General features: G+C 72.3%; 18 protein-coding genes and 2 pseudogenes. 10 read left to right on the plus strand and 10 right to left on the minus strand.

Annotated elements, in window-relative coordinates; all coding sequences use genetic code 11:
• Positions 1 to 49: 49 nt before the first annotated feature.
• Positions 50 to 370: pseudogene (locus ABGB05_RS02670) on the plus strand (SDR family oxidoreductase); the annotation flags it as partial.
• Positions 371 to 376: 6 nt separating this feature from the next.
• Here ABGB05_RS02670 and ABGB05_RS02675 read toward each other — a convergent pair.
• A pseudogene (locus ABGB05_RS02675) lies at positions 377 to 1,111 on the minus strand (class I SAM-dependent methyltransferase); the annotation flags it as partial.
• Between the two features lie 781 nt (positions 1,112 to 1,892).
• On the opposite strand from ABGB05_RS02675, the gene ABGB05_RS02680 reads away from it, so the two are divergent.
• Positions 1,893 to 2,132, plus strand: a complete 240-nt coding sequence (locus ABGB05_RS02680; protein WP_347651494.1) for a hypothetical protein — start codon at positions 1,893 to 1,895, stop codon at positions 2,130 to 2,132.
• Positions 2,133 to 2,359: 227 nt separating this feature from the next.
• Positions 2,360 to 3,154 carry a MarR family transcriptional regulator gene (locus ABGB05_RS02685; RefSeq protein ID WP_347651495.1) on the plus strand — a complete coding sequence of 265 codons (795 nt, stop codon included), beginning with the start codon at positions 2,360 to 2,362 and terminating at the stop codon, positions 3,152 to 3,154.
• Between the two features lie 185 nt (positions 3,155 to 3,339).
• Here the strand turns inward: ABGB05_RS02685 and ABGB05_RS02690 are convergent, their stop codons facing one another.
• The 7 genes from ABGB05_RS02690 to ABGB05_RS02720 form a co-directional block, all read right to left on the minus strand.
• The gene (locus tag ABGB05_RS02690; protein WP_347651496.1) at positions 3,340 to 4,221 is read right to left on the minus strand and encodes a DUF1963 domain-containing protein; all 882 of its coding nucleotides are present in this window, start codon (positions 4,219 to 4,221) and stop codon (positions 3,340 to 3,342) included.
• A 139-nt stretch (positions 4,222 to 4,360) separates the two neighbouring features.
• Positions 4,361 to 5,482: a M23 family metallopeptidase gene (locus ABGB05_RS02695; RefSeq protein ID WP_347651497.1), complete on the minus strand. Its 1,122-nt coding sequence runs from the start codon at positions 5,480 to 5,482 to the stop codon at positions 4,361 to 4,363.
• A 25-nt stretch (positions 5,483 to 5,507) separates the two neighbouring features.
• A complete protein-coding gene (locus ABGB05_RS02700; RefSeq protein WP_347651498.1) occupies positions 5,508 to 6,053 on the minus strand; it encodes a hypothetical protein in 546 nt (181 codons plus the stop codon).
• Between the two features lie 7 nt (positions 6,054 to 6,060).
• The gene (locus ABGB05_RS02705; RefSeq protein WP_347651499.1) at positions 6,061 to 7,995 is read right to left on the minus strand and encodes an MFS transporter; all 1,935 of its coding nucleotides are present in this window, start codon (positions 7,993 to 7,995) and stop codon (positions 6,061 to 6,063) included.
• A complete protein-coding gene (locus ABGB05_RS02710; RefSeq protein ID WP_347651500.1) occupies positions 7,995 to 11,342 on the minus strand; it encodes an ATP-binding protein in 3,348 nt (1,115 codons plus the stop codon). Before ABGB05_RS02710 ends, ABGB05_RS02705 begins: the two co-directional genes overlap by 1 nt.
• A 96-nt stretch (positions 11,343 to 11,438) precedes the next feature.
• Positions 11,439 to 11,801: a hypothetical protein gene (locus ABGB05_RS02715; RefSeq protein ID WP_347651501.1), complete on the minus strand. Its 363-nt coding sequence runs from the start codon at positions 11,799 to 11,801 to the stop codon at positions 11,439 to 11,441.
• Positions 11,802 to 11,816: 15 nt separating this feature from the next.
• Entirely contained in the window at positions 11,817 to 12,131 is a 315-nt protein-coding gene (locus ABGB05_RS02720; RefSeq protein WP_347651502.1) for a hypothetical protein, read from the minus strand.
• A 396-nt stretch (positions 12,132 to 12,527) separates the two neighbouring features.
• On the opposite strand from ABGB05_RS02720, the gene folP reads away from it, so the two are divergent.
• From folP to ABGB05_RS02750, 6 genes are all read left to right on the plus strand, one after another.
• A complete protein-coding gene (gene folP, locus ABGB05_RS02725) occupies positions 12,528 to 13,364 on the plus strand; it encodes a dihydropteroate synthase (RefSeq protein WP_347651684.1) in 837 nt (278 codons plus the stop codon).
• The gene (folB, locus tag ABGB05_RS02730; RefSeq protein WP_347651503.1) at positions 13,361 to 13,726 is read left to right on the plus strand and encodes a dihydroneopterin aldolase; all 366 of its coding nucleotides are present in this window, start codon (positions 13,361 to 13,363) and stop codon (positions 13,724 to 13,726) included. Before folP ends, folB begins: the two co-directional genes overlap by 4 nt.
• A complete protein-coding gene (folK, locus tag ABGB05_RS02735; RefSeq protein WP_347651504.1) occupies positions 13,723 to 14,259 on the plus strand; it encodes a 2-amino-4-hydroxy-6-hydroxymethyldihydropteridine diphosphokinase in 537 nt (178 codons plus the stop codon). The genes folB and folK overlap by 4 nt, the downstream gene beginning before the upstream one ends.
• Positions 14,260 to 14,361: 102 nt before the next feature.
• Entirely contained in the window at positions 14,362 to 14,850 is a 489-nt protein-coding gene (locus ABGB05_RS02740; protein ID WP_347651685.1) for a DUF3180 domain-containing protein, read from the plus strand.
• Between the two features lie 224 nt (positions 14,851 to 15,074).
• Positions 15,075 to 16,481, plus strand: coding sequence for an ABC transporter permease (locus ABGB05_RS02745; protein ID WP_347651505.1), 1,407 nt, complete (start codon positions 15,075 to 15,077; stop codon positions 16,479 to 16,481).
• Positions 16,482 to 16,699: 218 nt separating this feature from the next.
• On the plus strand, positions 16,700 to 17,005 hold the full coding sequence (locus ABGB05_RS02750; protein ID WP_347651506.1) for a hypothetical protein: 306 nt from the start codon (positions 16,700 to 16,702) through the stop codon (positions 17,003 to 17,005).
• On the opposite strand, the gene ABGB05_RS02755 is transcribed toward ABGB05_RS02750, so the two are convergent.
• On the minus strand, positions 16,987 to 17,343 hold the full coding sequence (locus tag ABGB05_RS02755) for a hypothetical protein (RefSeq protein ID WP_347651507.1): 357 nt from the start codon (positions 17,341 to 17,343) through the stop codon (positions 16,987 to 16,989). The genes ABGB05_RS02750 and ABGB05_RS02755 overlap by 19 nt on opposite strands.
• A gap of 269 nt (positions 17,344 to 17,612) precedes the next feature.
• Between ABGB05_RS02755 and ABGB05_RS02760 the strand changes: the two genes are divergently transcribed.
• A complete protein-coding gene (locus ABGB05_RS02760; protein WP_347651508.1) occupies positions 17,613 to 18,104 on the plus strand; it encodes a hypothetical protein in 492 nt (163 codons plus the stop codon).
• A gap of 55 nt (positions 18,105 to 18,159) precedes the next feature.
• Here the strand turns inward: ABGB05_RS02760 and ABGB05_RS02765 are convergent, their stop codons facing one another.
• A complete protein-coding gene (locus tag ABGB05_RS02765; RefSeq protein WP_347651509.1) occupies positions 18,160 to 19,188 on the minus strand; it encodes an ATP-binding cassette domain-containing protein in 1,029 nt (342 codons plus the stop codon).

Below are 19,188 nucleotides of genomic sequence, written 5' to 3' on the forward strand. Positions count from 1 at the left end.
TCGACAGTCTAGCCCCGGCCGAGGTTGACGGGTTGGTCGTCACGGGGCGTATACCGCCACCAAGTCAGCCCTGATCGGTCTCGTGCGTGCTGCGGCCCTCGACCACGGCGACGCCGGCATCCGCGTCACCGCGATCCTGCCCGGTACGACAAACTCCGCACTGGTGCGAGGCAGTGCCGGGATGGCCGGCGTTCCGGACGCGGCCTGGGAGATCGGCGCCGCCCGGTGGGGTCGGGCAAACGTACCTGGTCTGCGCCGGATGGCCACCCCGGAGGAGATCGCCGCCTTCGCCGTCGGTGTCGCCTCGCCCGAACTCACCTATCTCACCGGCACCGCCGTCGCCGCCAGCGGCGGCACCGGCGCCGGCTGAACTCCGTCAGGCGACGAGCAGGCGAAGGCCGAGCTCTGCCGCGTCGAGAGCGACGAGCTCCCGGTTCCGGTCGACCCACCGGCCCGAGGCGAGGTCGGCCCGCAGGCTGCGCACCGCCCGTTGCTCGGCCTCCGGACCGACTCTGGCCCACACCGACACGCCCCGGCGTACCTGCTCGTCCAGGTACGCCTCGGGCCGGCGCCAGTACGCCTCGAAGAGACCGTCGGTGCAGTCCCACGGGATGAGTACCGGCTCGATGCGGGCTCCGATCGCGCGGGCCTGCCCGGTCAACGACGGTCGGCCGGTGAGCAGGTCGGCGACCTCGGGCAGGTAGTCGCGGGTGAGCCAGAACCGGTTGCGCCATCCGGCCTCGGTGCCGTCGTGCGTGAACACCACCACCCGGCGGGCCACCCGCCGCATCTCGCGTAGCCCGGCGATCGGGTCCGGCCAGTGGTGGACGGTGGAGACGGCCATCGCGGCGTCGAAGGACTGGTCCGCGAACGGAAGGCTCTCCGCGCCGGCGGCCACGCACGGGGCGGCGCCGGCGGGGCGCTGCGCCCGCATCAGCGCCGACGGCTCCACCGCGGTGACGTCACGGTCCGGGGGCTCGTACGAGCCGGTGCCGGCCCCGACGTTCAGTACCGTCCGGGCGTCGCCGAGCGCGGCCCAGATCTGTGCGGCGAACCGGGGGTCGGTACGCCGCGTCACGGTGTAGGTGGCGCCGATGGTGTCGTACAACTGCCCGCTGGACATCTCGCTGCCTCCCTGATTGGCGCGATCCCGCGCCGTGTTCGTGGCCCGGCCTCGCCGTCCCGAGACTCGGTGACGGCACTGCGATGCATCTACACGATGTATCGGCCCGATATAGCGAAAGGTACGCGTTGGGACAGTGCCCGGCAAGGTTCCTGCTGCCCGGTCCAACCCGGAGACGTCGCCCGCCCGGCCGAAAACGTCGCTACCGGCGGCGACCCGGAAAGCCGGCGGCGACCCGGAAAGCCGGCGACGACCCGGAAAGCCGGCGACCAACGCTGTCACGATTGGTCGCGGGCCGGGTGCTGCGGGTGCCTGCTATGGTCGCCGCCATGGCTGCCGTGTGGCGGATCGCGAACTTTCACCGGGCCGAGGCGCCGGTGACTGAGCCGGTCACCAAGTTCGGCGGTCAGCCCGTCTGGCTCACCCAACCCCAGTGGCCGGTCAGCCAAGGCTGGGACACCCCGATGCGGTTTGTCTGCCAGATCGCATTGGAGCCCGGGCTCGCCGGAGCCGGTCCGGGGCGGCTGGCCTACGTGTTCGTCACCCATGGCGACCACGGCAGGGACGTGGAGGACTTCGATCCGGACGTCATCTTTCCCGACGGCGGCGAGAACGCCGTCATCATCCAGCCCGGTGGCGTATTCGACGGGCCCACCAGCCCACCGACCAGCGGCCCAACCCTCTACCGCGGCGATGGGTCGCCGGCGGAGTTCACTGTCGAGCTGGTCCGCGGTGAGGACCCTGAGTACCTGCCGTTCGACGCCCCTACATGGCGCTGCCCCCACACGATCGGGACCGCTACTTCCAGGCGTTGGACCAGGACAAGGTCGGCGGGACGGCACTGCTGTTCAACGGGGACGACTGGCCCGAGGGCGGGCCGTGGCGGCCCCTGCTGCGCCTGGAGGCGGATGGGAAGCCGTCCTACCTCAACCTCGGTGCCTCACCGGTGGCGTTCGCGTTCATCTCTACCGACGGCCGGCACGGGTGCTTCCTCGTCCAAGGCTCGTAGTCGATTCTGCCCGTACGTCAGTCGCCAGCGGCGCGCACAACGTGCCCTGCCGGCGCACGCCTGGCGGCTACGAGAGTAGGGCTGATCCTGGCTGGACTGATGTCGACCAGAGGTGTCGTATTCGGACAGGACTGTTCGTAGTCAGGGTGAGGGGCAGCCCGTAGGGGCGCTGTCGCGATCACAGGAGATGATGACGAATGCCGCACTCGTACGCCAAGGTTCGCCGCATGTTCGAGCTCGTCGAGCCGATCGCCACTGTCACCTTCTCCGAGGTGCCGAACCAGGCGTTCCTGGCCCTCGGCGTGCGCGACTACTGGGACGGCTACTTCGCGGGCCGGGCCGCGCCGCTGGGGATGGCACCGGCGGAGGTGGTGCACGCGGTCTTCTACAACTTCGCGGACGGCGAGGTGGCGCGCCACATCCCGTGGGTGTGGGGGAAGACCACCCCTCAGGAGGCGATCGCCGTGCGCGAGCGGAGCAGCGCCGCCGCGCTGCGGCAGATGATCGGGGAGCTCGCCGACTCGCCCGGTCTGGTGCGGGTCGCCGACCTCGCTACCCGGGCCTCGGTCAGCGCGCCGACCGAGGGCCGGGCGCTGTACGCCGGGCTCCGGGCGCTCGACGTGCCGGAGGAGCCGGTTGCCCGGCTCTGGCACGCGGCGACGCTGCTGCGGGAGCACCGCGGGGACGGCCACAACGCCGCCCTGCTCGCCCACGGCATCGGCGGCACCGAGGCCCACGTCCTGCTCGCTCTCTCCCTCGGCATGCGGGCTGAGGAGTTCGGCCGGACCCACCACCTGCCCAAGGCACAGCTGGCCGCCGTCGTCGACGGGCTACGCGGTCGCGGCCTCGTGGACGCCGCCGGCGGGTTCACCGACGCCGGCCGGGAGACCAGGGAGCGGATCGAGTCCCTCACCGACGAGCTGGCGGCGTCGGCGTACGACGTGCTCACCGGGGACGAACTCGACGAACTGGTCGCAGGGCTCGAGCCGATCGCGACCGCGTTACAGGCCACCGACCACTGAACGGGCGCAGGCCATGGCCACGACCCCGCCAGCGTGGCCACCACGATCAGCCGGTCGCTCTTCGCGCGGTCACTCGAATGTGTTGGTCCGGTAGCGAGCGCACTGCGGCAATAGCGGATGTCCGGCACCTGGCGTCGGCATCGCCGGCAACGCAGATCGTGGCCGTATCCGGCGCCGCCGGTGTGCTACGGGATCAACTCAGCCACGGGAACCGCCTCGTCCAGCCGACCAGCGGCCAGGTCGTCGTGACGGATCACGAAACTCCCGTCGCTCCGGTAGTAGAACTCGTTGTCTACGGGGAAGCGGGCGAGCGACACCCACTCAGTCGTCAGCCGGTGCGTCTCCTTCTCCACGTGGGAATACCATTTCGCGACCGGGATGACGATCTCTCCGGTCTTCTCGCGCCACGCGAGGGTCTGCTCCGCAATACTCTTGATTACCTCCGCGTCGGCATACCCGCCGATATAGGCGCTCGCGTACCCGTTGTCAGGCGGCCAGAGATCGTTGGCCAGAGCACGGAGTTCGTCAAGGTGCGGCAGGTCACGCTCGAGGTCACGGGCCAACTGCTGCTGGAAGGGCGACAGGTCGTCCTCGTCCTCGTCGTCCTCGTCCGCCCCGAACCAATCGGGGAACTCCGCGCGCAGCGTGGCGCCGACGTCGTACTGCTTGTCGACGAACACGTGGTCGGTGGATCCTGCCGCCACCTCGGTATCGGTGCCGGCCGGCACATACACGACTCGCCCGTACCTCCGCTCCCCGGTGGCAGCGGCCTGCTCGTGATCCAGGAAGAACAGCAGCGAGCCGTCTGCCGGCAGGCCGAAGCCGTCGACTCTTGGCAGCGCCGCACAGTCGACCGAAAAGATGAACGGCAACGGACTGACCCCGTCGGACGGCCAGCCCATGTCCACCGGCAGCCGGGGCAGCCCACCGAACTGCCCGACCAAAACACCGCTGGATCCTCCGCTCAACCGGATCGACAAACGGAGGTGCTGGATGAACCGGCTGACCTCGTCGTCCGGGATGCCCAACGCGAGCGCTGCACGACGAAACTGCCCCTGATGATCCATGGCGCAACATGGTGCCACGAGGGGCGAGCCCGGCGCCCGGGCGCCCCACGGCTTGTACGCGCTGTCGCCGGGATCGCCGCTGCGCCGAAGCGCCGGGGCCAAGATCGTGAGAATCCGCCATCGGCGATGAGAACCTCCATCAGCCGTCGGCCGTGAACGGGGCGCCCCTGGCCTTCATGAACGGCACCGGGTCGGTCGCGCCCTTGCTGGTGCGGTCGCGGTTCAGGTGCACCTCGAAGTGCAGGTGCGGACCGGAGGAGTTGCCGCTCGACCCCACCAGGCCGATCACCTGGCCGGCCCGGACCTCGTCGTTCTTGCCCACCATCGGCTTGCGGATCATGTGGCAGTACCGGGTGACCACGTCACCGGCGTGCAGGATGTCGACGAACCAGCCACAGCCGCCCTTGCCCGGCCAACCCTCGGCATCGCAGCTCAACCGACCCCGGTTGTCCGGGTCACAGGTGGAGACGACCACCTTGCCGGCCGCCGCCGCCCGGATCTCGGTCCGGTAGCCGGCCCCGATGTCGACCCCGTGGTGCGACGGCCGGGCGGCGGTCCGGAACCCGGAGCCGACGGTGCCCGGGATCGGCGCGGTCCAGCCGGAGGCGGCGATGTCGGCGCCGTCCGCACAGCTCAGATCGACGCTGGCGCCGTCGGCCAGGCCAGCACCGCCGGTCAGCACGTTGACGATCTGCGTCGCCGTCGCCTCGTGCTTGGCGTACGCGTCCGGGTAGCCGCTGATCTGCACCCGCTGGGCCGCCACGGTCAGCGGCAGGTTCTGCCAGTCCGGTACCTTCTCCAGCTTCTCGTAGAACTTCGTCGACGCGTACACCGGATCCTGCACCTGTTTCGGGCTGCCCCAGCCCATGCTCGGGCGCTGCTGGAACAGCCCGAGCGAGTCGTGGTCGTTCTTCGAGCCCAGGTACCCGTAGTTGTGCAACGTCGACTCCTGCAACGCGGTCGCCACCGCGATCACCCAGGCCCGGGGCGGCAGGTCCCGGTCCTTTCCGACGTTGATGATGATGGCGGCGTTGCGCATCTGGTGGGCGTCGTACGGCGACACCAGCGGCATCTCGCCGTCGAGTGTGATGTGCCCCTCCGTGCCGCAGCCGAGGGCGAGTGTGTACGGGTTGCCCTCCTCGGCCGCCTGCATCGTCAGCAGGAACGCGGTGGTGCCGCCGGCACAGCAGAGCAGGGCGAGTACGGCGGTCAGCCCGAACGCCAGGACGGCCCGGCGGGGCCGTCGGGTCAGCGCGGCCATGTCGTCTCCACCTCCCCGGATCGTCTCAGCGTCGCTGCCAGTCGACCGTGTCGACCCGCCACCGGCCCTCCGTGGCGAGCAGGCCGAGCCGCAGCACGCCGGAGTCGACCGGGATCACCACCTCGACCAGGCTGTCGTTGACCGGCCGGACGCTCACGTCGCCGGTGACCCGGTCCGCCGGTACACCGGCCGGGTCGACCCCGGCGAGTTTGCCGAGCAGCGTCTCGGTGGCGTACGGCCGCAGCCCGTCGTGCCACTGCCGGGCGTCCACGCCGTCGTGCCGCAGCCACGCCTCGGCGAACGAGCGGGCCGCCTCGGCCGGTTCCGGGGCGCCGGGGCTGGTCCACGGTGTCGGCTCGGCGACCTCGTTCAGACCGTCGTCACCGGCCTCCGCGTCGGTGGTGGTGATCGGGGGGACCGCCCCGCCGGGCAGCAGGGACCGGTTCTCGCCCGGGCCGGCGATCAGCCTGGTCGCGCCGACGATGCCGAGGATGAGCACGGCGAGGACCAGCGCCACCCCGAGCCGGGACCGCAGCACCCGGGTGAAGAGATACTCGACGAGCCGCCGCATCCGCCGGTCACCTCGCCTCGGACCGGATCCGGGGCTGCCGCGCCGGCGCCGGCTTCGGCTCCGGCGCCGAGGCCGGGCGGTAGATCACGTACGACGGGTTCTCCGCCGGCACGTCCGGTTCGGTCCACTCGGCGGCCCGCCGGCGCGCCGGCCGGCTCCGGGTCGGCGACGCCCCGGACTCGCGCTCCGGCTCCGCCACCGGGGTGGTCTCCTCCGGTACGGGGCTCGACTCGGACCGTTTCGACCGCGACTCGACACCGTGCGCCGGATCCTCGTGCCGGGCCTCGGGGCGGGTCCGGCTGCCGAAGTGGTTGTGCGTGTCGCCGCCCCTCTTGATCACAATGTCGGGGTCTTCGGAGCCGCCCCGGACGTCCCGGAAGAACCGCCTGTGCCAGGAGCCGGGTGCGGTGATCACCTGGGCGCTGTCCTTGCCGCCGAGCTGGGTGATCCGCCGGTACGGCCGCAGCAGCAGCCAGCCGACCACACCGCAGAGCCAGACCAGCACCAGTTGCAGCCAGCCCGGCAGGGTCGAGGTACGCATGATCAGGTCGACGGCGAAGAGGTAGATGGCGGCCCCGGTGCCGAAGATGGCGATGTTGAAGACCGCCGCCACCACCGCGTTGCCGAGCCGGCGCAGTCCGGCGCTGGCCGGCCGCATCAGCCCGACGGTGCCGAGGATCGGCGCGGCGATCACCGCCCACCGGAACAGCAGGAAGCCGAGCAGCACCAGCAGTGAGGCGGTCAGGTCGAAGAGCGCGAAGAGGAGCGCGGCGAGGATGGCGATCACGCCGGCGCCGACCCGGTCGGCGTCCCGCGCGCCGCGCAGGTGCTCGTACGCCTCCGGATCCTCGGTCCGGATCTGCTCGGCGACCTTACGCCACTGGTCCTGCTTCGCGGTCACGGTGGCGTCCCGGGTGCCCGGGTTGGCCCGGATCCGTTCGGCCTCGTCCCAGCTCAGCGACTTGGCGTCGTAGAGCGCCCGACCGTACTTACGGGCCGTCTCGCTGTCCGAGGAGCCAAGCGCGCCGCGCAGCCAGTTGCGGTAGAGCATCGTCTCGGTCACCGTGTCGCTGGCCCGGATGGCCGGCGGCCGGTTGTCGGCGCAGGAGGCGGCCTCGGGGCCGGCGCACTGCTCGGGCGGGATCGCGGTGGGGCGCGGACCGACCGCGCTGTGCACCACGGTCAGCGTGGTGACCAGGGTCTGGTCGGCGATGTTGGCCGAGCGGACCGGCCAGGCGGCGATCGCGGTCACCGCGACCATCACCAGCACCGCCCAGCCGGCGGTGGTGATCGCGTTGCTCATGTCGGACTGCCGGGACCGCCAGAGCAGGTAGAGGCCGACCACGCAGAGGGTGAGGATGCCGAAGACGCTGAACACCCGGTCGTAGACCGCCCGGGTGGCCTGCTCAACCAGCGGGTTCGCCCACTCCCACATGCTGCGCGGGTCCCAGGCCCGGTCCCGCACCGCGTTGGAGGCGCCGATGATCCCGCCGGCGAACCGGATCTCGAAGTCGGCGAGTTTGTTGACCACCTTGCTGCCCGGGTCGATCACGTCCGAGGCGCAGCCGCCGCTGTCGTCGTACGTCTCGAAGCTGTAACCGGCGAGGCCGTACTCGGTGTAGAGGCCCTTCTGTCCCGGCTTCTCGCTCGCCTCCGGCCGGGTGGGGGAGAAGAAGCCGCCCAGCCCGGAACTCGGCTCGCTCGGCACCGGTGCGTTCAGGCAGCTCGCGGTCGCCTCGCTGACGTCGGCGAGCCGGTCGACGCAGCTGCGGAAGTCAGCCTCCCACTCGGCGGTGGTGCAGAGCCCGCTGGGGTCGCGGGTCGGTATCGGGGCGGCGGAGGCGGGGCTGGCGGCCCCGAGCACCGGCCAGGCCAGGGTGGCGACGGCCAGTACGCCGATGGTGAGGAGCAGGGCGGCGACCCGGGCACCGGTCCTGGGCATCAGTCCTCCAGGTCCACGACGGGGGAGGGGAGGTTCGACGCCGCCGCCTTGACCGCGACCGGGGTGGTGTCGAGGTGGTCGAGCAGGCCCGGGACGTACGAGACGTCGACCCGGACCTTCTGCACCCGGCCGTCGACGTCGCGCATCACGAACTCGCGGAAGCCGAGCCGGTCGGCGGAGGTGGTGTCGACGGCGGAAAGTGAGGCCAGGGTCGCCTCGTAGCCGTCGTTGACCGGGACCCGGAGCAGCCGCAGCGCCTCGGAGGCGATCTCCTCGTCCTCGGCGATCCGGCCGACGAAGACCGTGGAGACGAGGTTCTGCACGTCCAGGCCGAGGATGTCCTTCGGGTTCTGCGAGGAGACCAGGGCGGCGAGGTTCCACTTGCGGGAGTCGCGGGCGAGCCGGACCAGGAACGACCGGCCGGAGCGCCAGCCCTCCATGAAGTGCGCCTCGTCGAGGCCGACCAGTTTGCGCTGCGACATCGAGCCGCCGTAGCAGCGCCGGACCGCCAGCCGGTGCGCGGTGTGCAGCATCGGCAGCGCGAGCGCCTCCTCGGCGGACCAGTACTCGCGTTCGATCTTGAGGTCGGGCAGCCGCAGCCCGGCCATGGTGATCACGGTGAGGGTGGCGTCGGCGCCGAGCATGTGCTCCGGCGGCCGGCCGAAGAAGAGCAGCGCGAGCGGCATCTCCGCGGTGTCCAGCAGCAGGTTCGCCAGCTCCCGACCCTCGTCCTCCAGCCCGGTCAGGCAGGCCACCACGTCGTCCAGTGTGGACGTCTCCTCGGCCGGCACCTGGCGGACCGCGTGCCGCAGCAGGGTGGCGGTGGAGGCCTCCCGGGCCACCTGCGGCGGGACCAGCATCATGCAGATGTCCTGGACCAGCATCCGGCGTTCGGCCCGGGCGTTGGAGACCGCGATCTGGAACTCCCGGTCGCCGGCGGAGCCCTCCGGGAACTCGGTGCGCAGCGGGGTCGGGATCAACGCGTACGGGGCCAGCGTGCCCTGCTCCGAACCGGTCAGGTTCAACACCCGCGAGTACGGCCGCAGCTCCGGCATCTGGCAGAGCCGGGCCAGCGGGCCGGACGGGTCGAGCAGGGTCACCTGCACGCCGCGTCGGGCGGCCAGGTAGCCGAGCGCGCCGAGCAGGGTCGACTTGCCACCACCCGGTTCGGCGACAAAGACCGCGAGCCCGGACCGTTCCCGGACCTCCATCGGGAAGTGCATGTCGAGGAAGACCGGCCGACGGCAGGTGCCGGCGGTCCGGCCGATCAGGTCACCGCGCCGGTCACCGACCGTGGAGGCGGCCTGCGGCAGCGCGGCGGCGAGCAGGTTGACCGGCATCCGGCGGACGTAACCGGTGTTCGCGATCGGCTCGCCGGGGATGAACTCCCGGGCCATCCAGTCCTGGTTCTTCGGGTGCTGCAGCGAGATCCGCAGCTCCCGGGAGTAGAGCTGGATCAGCCGGCGGGCCCGTTCCAGACACTCCTCCCGGGTACGCCCACCAACCGCGACCCGGTGCCAGCCGTGCGCCCGGGCCGAGTCGACCGGCAGGCCGGTGGTCATCTCGTCGCCGATCACCAGGGCCCGCTTGGCCAGCCGCTCCAGCTCCGGCGGGGCGTCGATGCCGTGCTCGGCGTAGTCGAGCTGCTGGGAGCGGATCATCCGCAGCCGGTGCTCCAGGTTCCGGAACGAGTCGCCGGAGCCGAGGATGTCGACCCGGGTGGAGATCTCCATCGGCCACGGCAGCCGCTCGTGGAAGTGCAGCCAGGGCTCGTGCCGTTCGGGGATCTCCAGCGGTTCCATCCGGCCGACGGTGAGGACGGCGACGTGCCGCTCCTCGCCGGTCATCCGGTTGACCAGCTTGACCGTCGAGCCGTACGGGGTCCGGTAGCGCTCGATCTGTTCGGTCAGGGCCAGCAGGTCGCCGCGTTCCCACCGGCCGTTGGTGACCGGGGAGAGGGTGCCGGGCGGGGCCATGCAGAGCGCGACCGAGCGGTAGAGCAGCCACTCCATCTCGTCGGCGGTGACCTGCCGACCGCGCATGCCGAAGGCGCCGAGCACCTCGTCGAACTGTTCGACGGTCCGGCCGAGCTTGCGGCGTTCGCCGTCGGCGACGCCGCGGCCGAAGGCGCTCAGCAGCCGTTCGGCGAAGTTGTTGCCCAGCGACCGGCGGGCGAAGGTGACCCCGAGATACGTCTGCCCCTCCGCGTGGTTGACCGAGAGCAGGTGACGTTGGGCGGCGACCAGGTGGTCCGACCAGCTCGGCGCACCGGGGACGGTGGCCAACGGTGCCGCGGTGTGGGTGTCGATCGTCCGGGCCCACTCGTCGGCGGGGAACGGGCGGGTGGTCCGGCGCAGGTGCAGCCGGAACCCGGCGAGGCCGGCGTACTGCTCGGAGATGGCGCGCAGCAGCGCCTCCCGTTCGGCGTCCGGCCGGAACGCCCAGCGGACCTCGGGCAGCCAGTACCAGGCGGTGACGGTGTTCGGGGTGAAGGTGAGGTGGCCGGCGATCTCGGTGATCGCCAGTTCGACGGCGGGGTCGCGGTCGCCGAACCGTACCTTCGGGGCCCGGATCCGCTGCGGTTTCACCAGCGGGGCGGAGGACTCCCGGGTTGACCTGGGTGTCCTGGTTCGGCGTCGGTCTGGTGCGGCATCCCGCGTCCGGTGGTCGGTCTCCGGCCGGTCCGGTTCCGCTTCGACCTGGACGGCGGCCGCGGTGTCGACCGGCTCCGGGGCCGTCGGCGGGCCGCTCGCCGGCTGGGGCCCGCGCTGGTGCGGGGCGGGGGCGGGCGGGGTGGTCCGAGGTGCGCTGACCGGTCCGGGGGGTGTCGGCGGTGCGGCCGTGTCCCAGCCGTCGGGACGGCGCGGCGCCGGCGGGGTGGTCCGCGGTGGCCGGGTGGGCGTCGGCGGGGCGGCGTTCGTGCCGGCTGGTGGCCCGACCGCCGCCGGCGGCGGCGGGACCGACTGCGGTGCCGGGACCGACTGCGGCAGCGGGATCGGCGGCGGCGGTGGCGGCGGCGGTACGGCCCCGCCCGGCGGTGCCGGTGCCGGGACCGGTCCGGCGCCGAAGAGGTCGAGGAACGGCGAGTCGATGTCGGGGTGCTCGACCGGCGCGGGCCGGCCGGCCGGCTGGTTGGTCGGGCGGGACGGCCGGTTCCGGGCCGGCGGCTGGGGGGCCTGGAAGACCGCGACGGCACCGTGCCCGGTGTTGCTGAGCAGGGCCGGGTCGTACTCGGTCTCGTCCGCCAGTTCCGAGGTGTCGTAGTCGGACTGGTGCGTACCGTGACCGTAGTTGTTGGCCGACCGGCCGACCGGGTACGACGATCCCGGCGGAGAGGGCCGCGTCATACCGTCGCCCCGCCGCGCACGCTTCGCTCGCTCATGCCATCTCCTCGCTCCGCTCATCGTCGCCATGAGTGGGGCGAATGAGGGGACTCACTCCACTCATGTCAACTGCTCCCGGATCCTGATGCGACTCGCGACCAGTCGTGGGTCGCGCTGCTCCTTCGCCGGCTCGCGGGTACGTCGCCAGTCGGTCAACGCCGTACGGATGACCATCCGCGCGGGCCGGTCCGGATCGACGTGCCGGAAGATGAACGAGGTGGTGACGATGGCGAGCGCGATCTCCCAGGCGGGGATCAGCTCGACCTTGAAGGTGAACAGCCAGTGGATGAACATGTAGAGCGGCACCAGCACGACGAACAGCCCGTACTGCGCGTAGGGAAGGTGTACGGGCAGGGTGTATCCGGGCGGCCCGAGGTAGACCAGGCGGGCCCGATAGATGTCGTCGTCGGTGCGCAGCCGCATCTCGTGCTCCGCGGTCTATTCGAAGATCAGGTTGATCAGATAGTCGCCGACGAAGAACAGCGTCGCCGCGCCGGCGATGAACGCCAGGCCGAGGATCGCGATCGCCGAGCTGGTCAACACCTTCGAGATCTCGCCCCGGCTGGCCCGACCGATGAAGATCACGCCGAGGACGGCGAGCAGGATCGGCGCGATGTTGGTGGCGAAGAAGTTGACCACGCCGTCGGTGTTGATGCCGTCAGGCCCCGGCTCCTCGGCCGCGACGACGGCGATGGTGTGGAGCGCGTGCGTGGCAGCCGGCAACGCCGTCTCCACCAGCTCCGTGGCGAACATCGAAATCCTCCCCGGTGCGGTGGCGGTCGCCTCCGCACAACTGTCGTGCCCGTCAACCGGGTCGGTCGTGGGGTGTTGATCGACCCTGCGTCTCGCAACCACCGCGAAGGGTGATGGTTTGTGAGCGTCTTTGTCCTGTTTCGGCCCGTCTCTTAGGCTTCGGCATCTGGCTGATGCGAGCGTACGGCCCGGGTCTGTTCAGAACAAGCGGCGTGGAGTGCCACCAATCCGCCCGAGCATCCGTTTTGCCAGGCAGGATCCGGACCAGGCCGACCGTCAGCCCAGGACGGCGGTCGGTAACGTCTACCCGTGACCGAGTCAGCGCAGGGCCGGGCCGCGCCCGGCGCCGGATCAACCTCGATCCACCAGCTTCTCCGTACCCCCGGGCCGGTGGTGATGGGCGTCCTCAACGTCACCCCCGACTCGTTCTCCGACGGGGGCCGGTACGCCGACCTCGACGCCGCGATCCGGCACGGCGTCCGGATGCACGCCGACGGCGCCCACCTGATCGACGTCGGCGGCGAGTCCACCCGGCCCGGTGCCGAACGGGTCGACGCCGAGACCGAGGCCCGGCGGGTCCTGCCGGTCATCCGGGAACTCGCCGCCCGGGGCGTACCGATGAGCATCGACACCTACCGGGCCGGCGTCGCCGCCGCCGCGCTCGACGCCGGGGCGACCGTGGTCAACGACGTCTCCGGCGGCCTCGCCGACCCGGCGATGGCGAAGGTCGTCGCCGAGGCCGGCTGCCCGTGGATCCTGATGCACTGGCGCGGACACGCGAAACAGATGCAGGACCTGGCCCACTACACCGACGTGGTCACCGACGTACGGGCCGAACTGGCCGAGCGGGTGGCCGAGGCGTTGGCCGCCGGCGTCGCCGCCGAGAAGATCGTCATCGACCCGGGGCTCGGTTTCGCCAAGCACGCCGCCGACAACTGGCAGCTCAGCGCCCGCCTCGCCGAACTGCTCACCCTCGGCTACCCGCTGCTCTTCGCGGCCAGCCGCAAGTCGTACCTGGGTGCGCTGCTCGCCGACCCGGACGGCACCCCCCGGCCGACCGGGCAACGGACCGCGGCCACCGTCGCCACCAGTGTGCTCGCCGTCGCCGCCGGCGCCTGGGGGGTACGGGTGCACGACGTCCGGGAGACCGTCGACGCGCTCGCCGTCTGGCAGGCCACCGGCCGCCCCCGGCTCGTCCCCACCGCCGGAGCGCGGGCGGGAGCGGCACGGTGAGCGACCGGATCGTCCTCACCGGACTGCGCGCCCACGGCCGGCACGGGGTCTACGACTTCGAACGCGTCCAGGGGCAGGACTTCGTCGTCGACGTGGTGCTGGAACTCGACCTCGCCGCCGCCGGCCGCTCCGACGACGTGGCCGACACCGTGCACTACGGAGAACTCGCCGACCGGCTGGTCGCGATCGTCACCGGAGAACCGGTGAACTTGATCGAGACGCTCGCCGAACGACTCGCCGCCGCCTGCCTCGCCGACCACCGGGTGGACGCGGCGACCGTCACCGTGCACAAACCCCAGGCACCGATCCCGCACGAGTTCGCCGACGTGGCGGTCACCCTGACCCGGCGGCGGACGCGGTGACCCGGGCCCTGCTCTCGATCGGCAGCAACCTCGGCGACCGGCTCGGTCACCTGCGGACCGCCGTCGACGTGCTGCACGACGTACTCCTGGTGGCGTCCGGGGTGTACGAGACCCCACCCTGGGGCGACCAGGACCAGCCGGCGTACCTCAACGCCGTACTGCTGGTCGGCGGGGACGGGATCGGCCCGTACGACTGGCTGGCCCGGGCCCGGACCGCCGAGCGGACCGCCGGCCGGGTCCGAGACCCGCAGCGCCGCTTCGGCCCGCGCACCCTCGACGTGGACGTGATCGGTGTCTGGACCGACGACGGTGAGCCGGTGCTCAGCGACGACCCCGAACTGGTCCTGCCGCATCCCCGGGCCCACCAGCGGGCGTTCGTGCTGCGGCCGTGGATCGACGTCCAGCCGTACGGGCGGCTGCCCGGCCACGGCTGGCTGACCGACCTGCTCACCGCCGAACCGCTCGCCACCGAGGTGCTGGACCTGCGCCCCAGACCGGATCTGCGGTTAGAGTCGGAGGACGGACGAGCGTAGGGGGCGGGTCGGCTTGAACGGCCGGTGGCGGCGAGTGACGGAGGTGGCGAGGTGACCGACCGACGGCCCTCGCCGGGTGGCCCGGAACCTGACCGGGGCCGGATGGGCCCGACCCGGCCGGCCAGCCTCGTGGTGGCCGGCCTGGCCTCGGCAGCCCTGGCCTGGCTGCTGGTCAGCTTCCTCTACGGGCAACTGCCGCCGTTGCCCTGGCTGCCGATCGCCACCCTGCTCGGTCTCGCCGTGCTGGAGGCGTACGCCGCGGTCAACACCCGGGCCCGGATCGAGCGCAAGCCCGGCCGGGATCCGGTCGACCCGCTCGCGGTGGCCCGGTTCGTCGTACTGGCGAAGGCGTCGGCACTGGCCGGGTCGATCTTCGCCGGCTTCTACGCCGGTCTGGACGTCTGGCTGCTGATCGAGGGGACCCGGGCCGCGACGAACGACGTACCGGCGGCCAGCGCCGGCCTCGCCGCGTCGCTCGCCCTGGTCGGCGCGGCGCTCTGGCTGGAACGGGCCTGCCGGGTCCCGGACCGCCCCGACGACCGGGACGCCGAGGAGGAGCAGAGCGACCGGGAGCGGTACGACCGGCGCTGAGCCGCCGCACCGCCGATTCCTCGAACACACGCGTCGACGTCGCCGGTGCGCCCTCCGGCTCGGACGTCGGCAGCTCAGGGGTTACGCGTGAGGCCGGACGCGGGTACGGTGCCGACCGGGCCGTCCGTCGCCGGACCGGGCCCGCCGTTCGACCGCTCCGGTCCCGGAGGCCGCCCGGGGTCCGGGCCTGCCCGGGGCGGACGAGACCAGGAGGCGCGCGCGACATGGCGTACGACGATTCGAGCTATCGGCGACGCGACAGCGGTGCCGTGGATCCGGCCGGGACCTGGGACGACCCCCGGTACGGCGGTGCCGACCCCGGATACCGCGACGACCCGTCCCCCCGGTCCGGCTCGGGGGCGGTGCACGGCCGTTTCATGGGCGGAGCCGAGCCGGTGGTCCCGTCCGGCCCGTCCGGCCCGTCCGGCCCGTCCGGTCCGGTCGACCCGGAGCCGGCCGAACCACCCCGGCGGCGGGGTGGGCCGTCGGCCGGTCTGGAGAACGTCTTCGACGACCCGGAACACGGCGAACCCGGCCGGGACCGGCTGGCCGTGCACCTGCTCTGGGAAGTGGTCCTGCTGGCGGCGGCCGGCGTGCTCGGATTCCTGTGTTACCGGGACTTCCCGGAGCTGCTGCGCGGTGCCGGGCTGGAGAGCCTGCTGGTCCTCGGTACGGCGATCGGCCTGATCACCCTCGCCGCCGGGCTGACGCTGCGGATCGGCGCCCCCAACCTGGCGCTCGGCCCGGTCGCGGTCGCCGCCGCCCTGCACTTCGCGGAGAACTCCGACCGTGGGGTGACCACGGTGCTGATCCCGGCGGTGCTGATCGCGCTGGTCGGCGGTCTGGTGGTCGCCCTGCTGGTGGCGGGATTCCACGTCCCCGGCTGGGCGGCGAGCCTCGGCGCCGCCCTGGCGGTTGTCGTCTACATCCAGCAGCGGACCGCCCCGGTGGACGTGCAGGGTGACTACGATCCGACGCGGCACGCGGTCTACCTGTTCGGCGGCTTCGCCGCGGTCGCCGTGATCGCCGGATCGGTCGGCAGCGTCACGGCGGTCCGTCGACTCGTCGGCCGGTTCCGTCCGGTGGCCGACCCGGCGCTGCGTCGCGGCGGCACCGCCGGAGTCATCGTCACCCTCGGCACCGTCGTGTCGATGATCCTCGCGGTGCTGGCCGGAGTGCTGCTCGCCGCGGTCGGCACCGGGCCGGTCGCGCCGACCACCGGCATCGAGTGGACCGGGCTGGCCTTCGGCGCCGCGCTGCTCGGCGGCACCAGCGCCTTCGGTCGCCGGGGCGGGATCGCCGGGGCGCTGCTCGCCTCCGTCGCGCTCACCCTGTTCGTCACGTACGCCGACGAGCGGAACCTGGACATCGCCCCGGCCGCGCTGGCCGCCGTACTGGTGGCCGTCGGGCTGGTGGTGACCCGGCTCGTCGAGGCGTACGGGCGCCCCCGGGGCGTGGTCGAGGCCCGGCAGGAGTGGGAGCCGGAGCCGGACGCCACGGCTGTCGCGGACTGGGGCGGCTCGCGGAGCGCACCGCCGCCCGAGCCGTGGACCTCGCCCCTGCCACGCCAGCCGGTCGACGGTGGCGAGGACCGGTGGGGCGGCAACCGCTGGGGTGTCCCGGACCGCTGAGCCTCGTCCGTCCGGGCTCCGTCCGGGCTCCGTCCGGGCTCCGTCCGGGCTCCGTCCGGGCTCCGTCCGGGCTCCGGGTGGGCGGTCCGGTTCGGGGGTGGGGCCGGGTGCCCCGCTCTGGGCGGTCAGGCTTGATCCCGTCGTGGGTCACCCGGCCCCACCCTTCCGGGTGCGGTCGACAGCCACGACCGGCCCGTACGGCGATTAGGCTCGGTGTCATGAGCGAATCAGGTTCCGGACGTACCCCGCCGAGCTTCGCCGAGCTGGACGCGCTCTCCACGGAGGAGTTGCGGGAGCGGGCCTTCGCGCTGGCCCGGGAACGGCGTGACCTCGGCTTCTTCTGGTCGGTGATCCGGCACCTGCCGAACGCGGACGAGGCGACGATCCTGGACGGTTCGCCGAACGCCGCCGGACCGACGGTGGACGAGGCGGTCGCGCTCTGGCGGGAGTTCACCGGACACGGGTACGAGGAGACCGCTCCGCTGCTCCGCGCCGCCTTCATCGACTACCTGCAGAAACACTGAGTCGTACCGGTGCCGGCCGGTCCACACCCGGGTACCGTGACCGGTCCTCCCCTCGGGCGGTCGTCGTCGAGGTCCACGGGCTCGCCGAACAACTCGGCACCACTACTGGTGGCCGTGGCGCGTGGCGGCTCGTCCCGGCCACGCCGCGTCGTGCCGGTCGCCTCGGCGACGCTCACCACCTCGACCCCGAACATCGACAGGCGTACCCAGCTGACCCTGGCGGACGTCTCGAGGACCGGGGGGCCGTACCGGGACCAGAAGGCGAACGACACGCCCCGGACCTCGGCGTCGCCCGGCCCCGCCGTCGCCGGTGACGCGGGCCAGAGTACGGCCGACATGGCGGCCAGGGTCGCGGCCGCTGCTCGGGCCATCCTCCGTCGTACGGGCTCCACCCGTCACTCCCCACCTCGCCGGGTCCGGATCGGACGGAGAGAGGTGAGCCGCGTCCATGACGGCGAACGAGACAAACAACACCAAGTTGCGCCATTAATGTCAATTATGTGCGGGTCGGATTTCGCCCGAGGTGTCGGGACCTTCGCCGAGGTGCCGAAGGCACCAATGGGGCACCGCGTTTCGGCGCCGGAATCCGTTGGGCAATAACGCATCCATGGCGCTCACCAACAGATACAAGACGACCACGGGTGCCGGCACACTGGCCGCACTCATCCTGGTCCTGGCCTTCGGCAGCCCCTGGTACGCCGACTGGGCCCGGGACCACACCGACCCGGAGACGGCCGGTGGCTGGTTCCTCCGACTGCTCGCCTGGCCGGCCTGGCGGTTCGACTCCGACGACACCCTGCAGAACATCATCGCCGCCGACCTGAAGGCGATCCTGCTGGTGGTCTTCACCGCCGTTTTCCTCTACCTGATCCCCGGCTCCCAACTGGCCCGGGCACGCGGCACCCTCAGCCAACTCTTCGCCGGCTGGTCGTCGTACGTCTTCGCCGGGGCGACCGCCGCGTTGCTGGCCACCCTGATCGGCAGCAACCCCTCGCTGCTCGGCGCCTTCCAGGCGGCCGGCAACGGTGCCGCGTACGGCTTCTTCGTCGGCTGGGTCATCGGCCTGGCCACCCTCGGCGGCTGGCGCGGCCGCGCCTGATCCGGCGAACGGCCGGCCACCGGACCGCCGCCGCGGTGGACAGGGCGCCGGCCGGTCAGCCGGCGACCGGGTCGGCCGGGTAGTCGATGCTGAGGATCCGGTGCCGGGTCAGCAGCCCCACCGGCCGCCCGTCCCCGTCCGTCACCCGCGCGTCGTCCGAGTTCGTGGTGAGCAGTACGGCGAGCGCGTCGTAGAGCGACGAGCCGAGGGCCACGGTCGGCAGCCCGGTCCCGGCGCCCTCCGGGGGCGGCGGATCCAGCAGGTCGGCGGTGACCGGGGTGACCGCGAGCCGCCGGATGGCCCGGTCGGCGCCGACGAACTCCCGGACGAACGGGGAGGCCGGCTCGCCGAGCAGGGTCGCCGGGGCGGCGTACTGTTCGAGCCGGCCCCCCTGGGAGAGCACCACGATCCGGTCACCGAGCCGGACCGCCTCGTCCAGGTCGTGGGTGACCAGCACGATCGTCTTGCGTACCTCGGCCTGCAGTCGCAGGAACTCCTCCTGCAGCCGGCCCCGGGCGATCGGGTCGACGGCGGAGAACGGCTCGTCCATCAGCAGCACCACCGGGTCGGCGGCCAACGCCCGGGCCACCCCGACCCGCTGCCGCTGCCCGCCGGAGAGTTCGTGCGGGTAACGCCCGCCGAAGGTGGCCGGGTCGAGGCCGACCAGGTCGAGCAGTTCGGCGGCCCGGTCCCGGATCCGGGACCTGGACCAGCCGAGCAACCGGGGTACGGTGCCGACGTTGGTCAGGATCGTCTGGTGCGGGAAGAGCCCGACGTTCTGGATCACGTACCCGATCCGACGGCGCAACCGCACCGGGTCGGCGCGGGTGATGTCCTCGTCGCCGAGCAGGATCCGCCCGCCGGTCGGCTCGATCAGCCGGTTGACCATGCGCAGCACCGTGGACTTGCCGCAGCCCGACGGGCCGATCAGCACGACGAGTTCGCCGGCGGCGATCTCCAGACTCAGCTCCCCGACCGCGACGGTGCCGTCCGGGTACTGCTTGCGTACCCGGTCGAGGGTGATCGCGGCGGCGCCGGCAGCGCCGGGGGAACCGGCGGTCCGGGTCTCCGGGGTAACGTCCAC

Source organism: Plantactinospora sp. B5E13 (genome assembly GCF_039871775.1).
Taxonomy (GTDB): domain Bacteria; phylum Actinomycetota; class Actinomycetes; order Mycobacteriales; family Micromonosporaceae; genus Plantactinospora.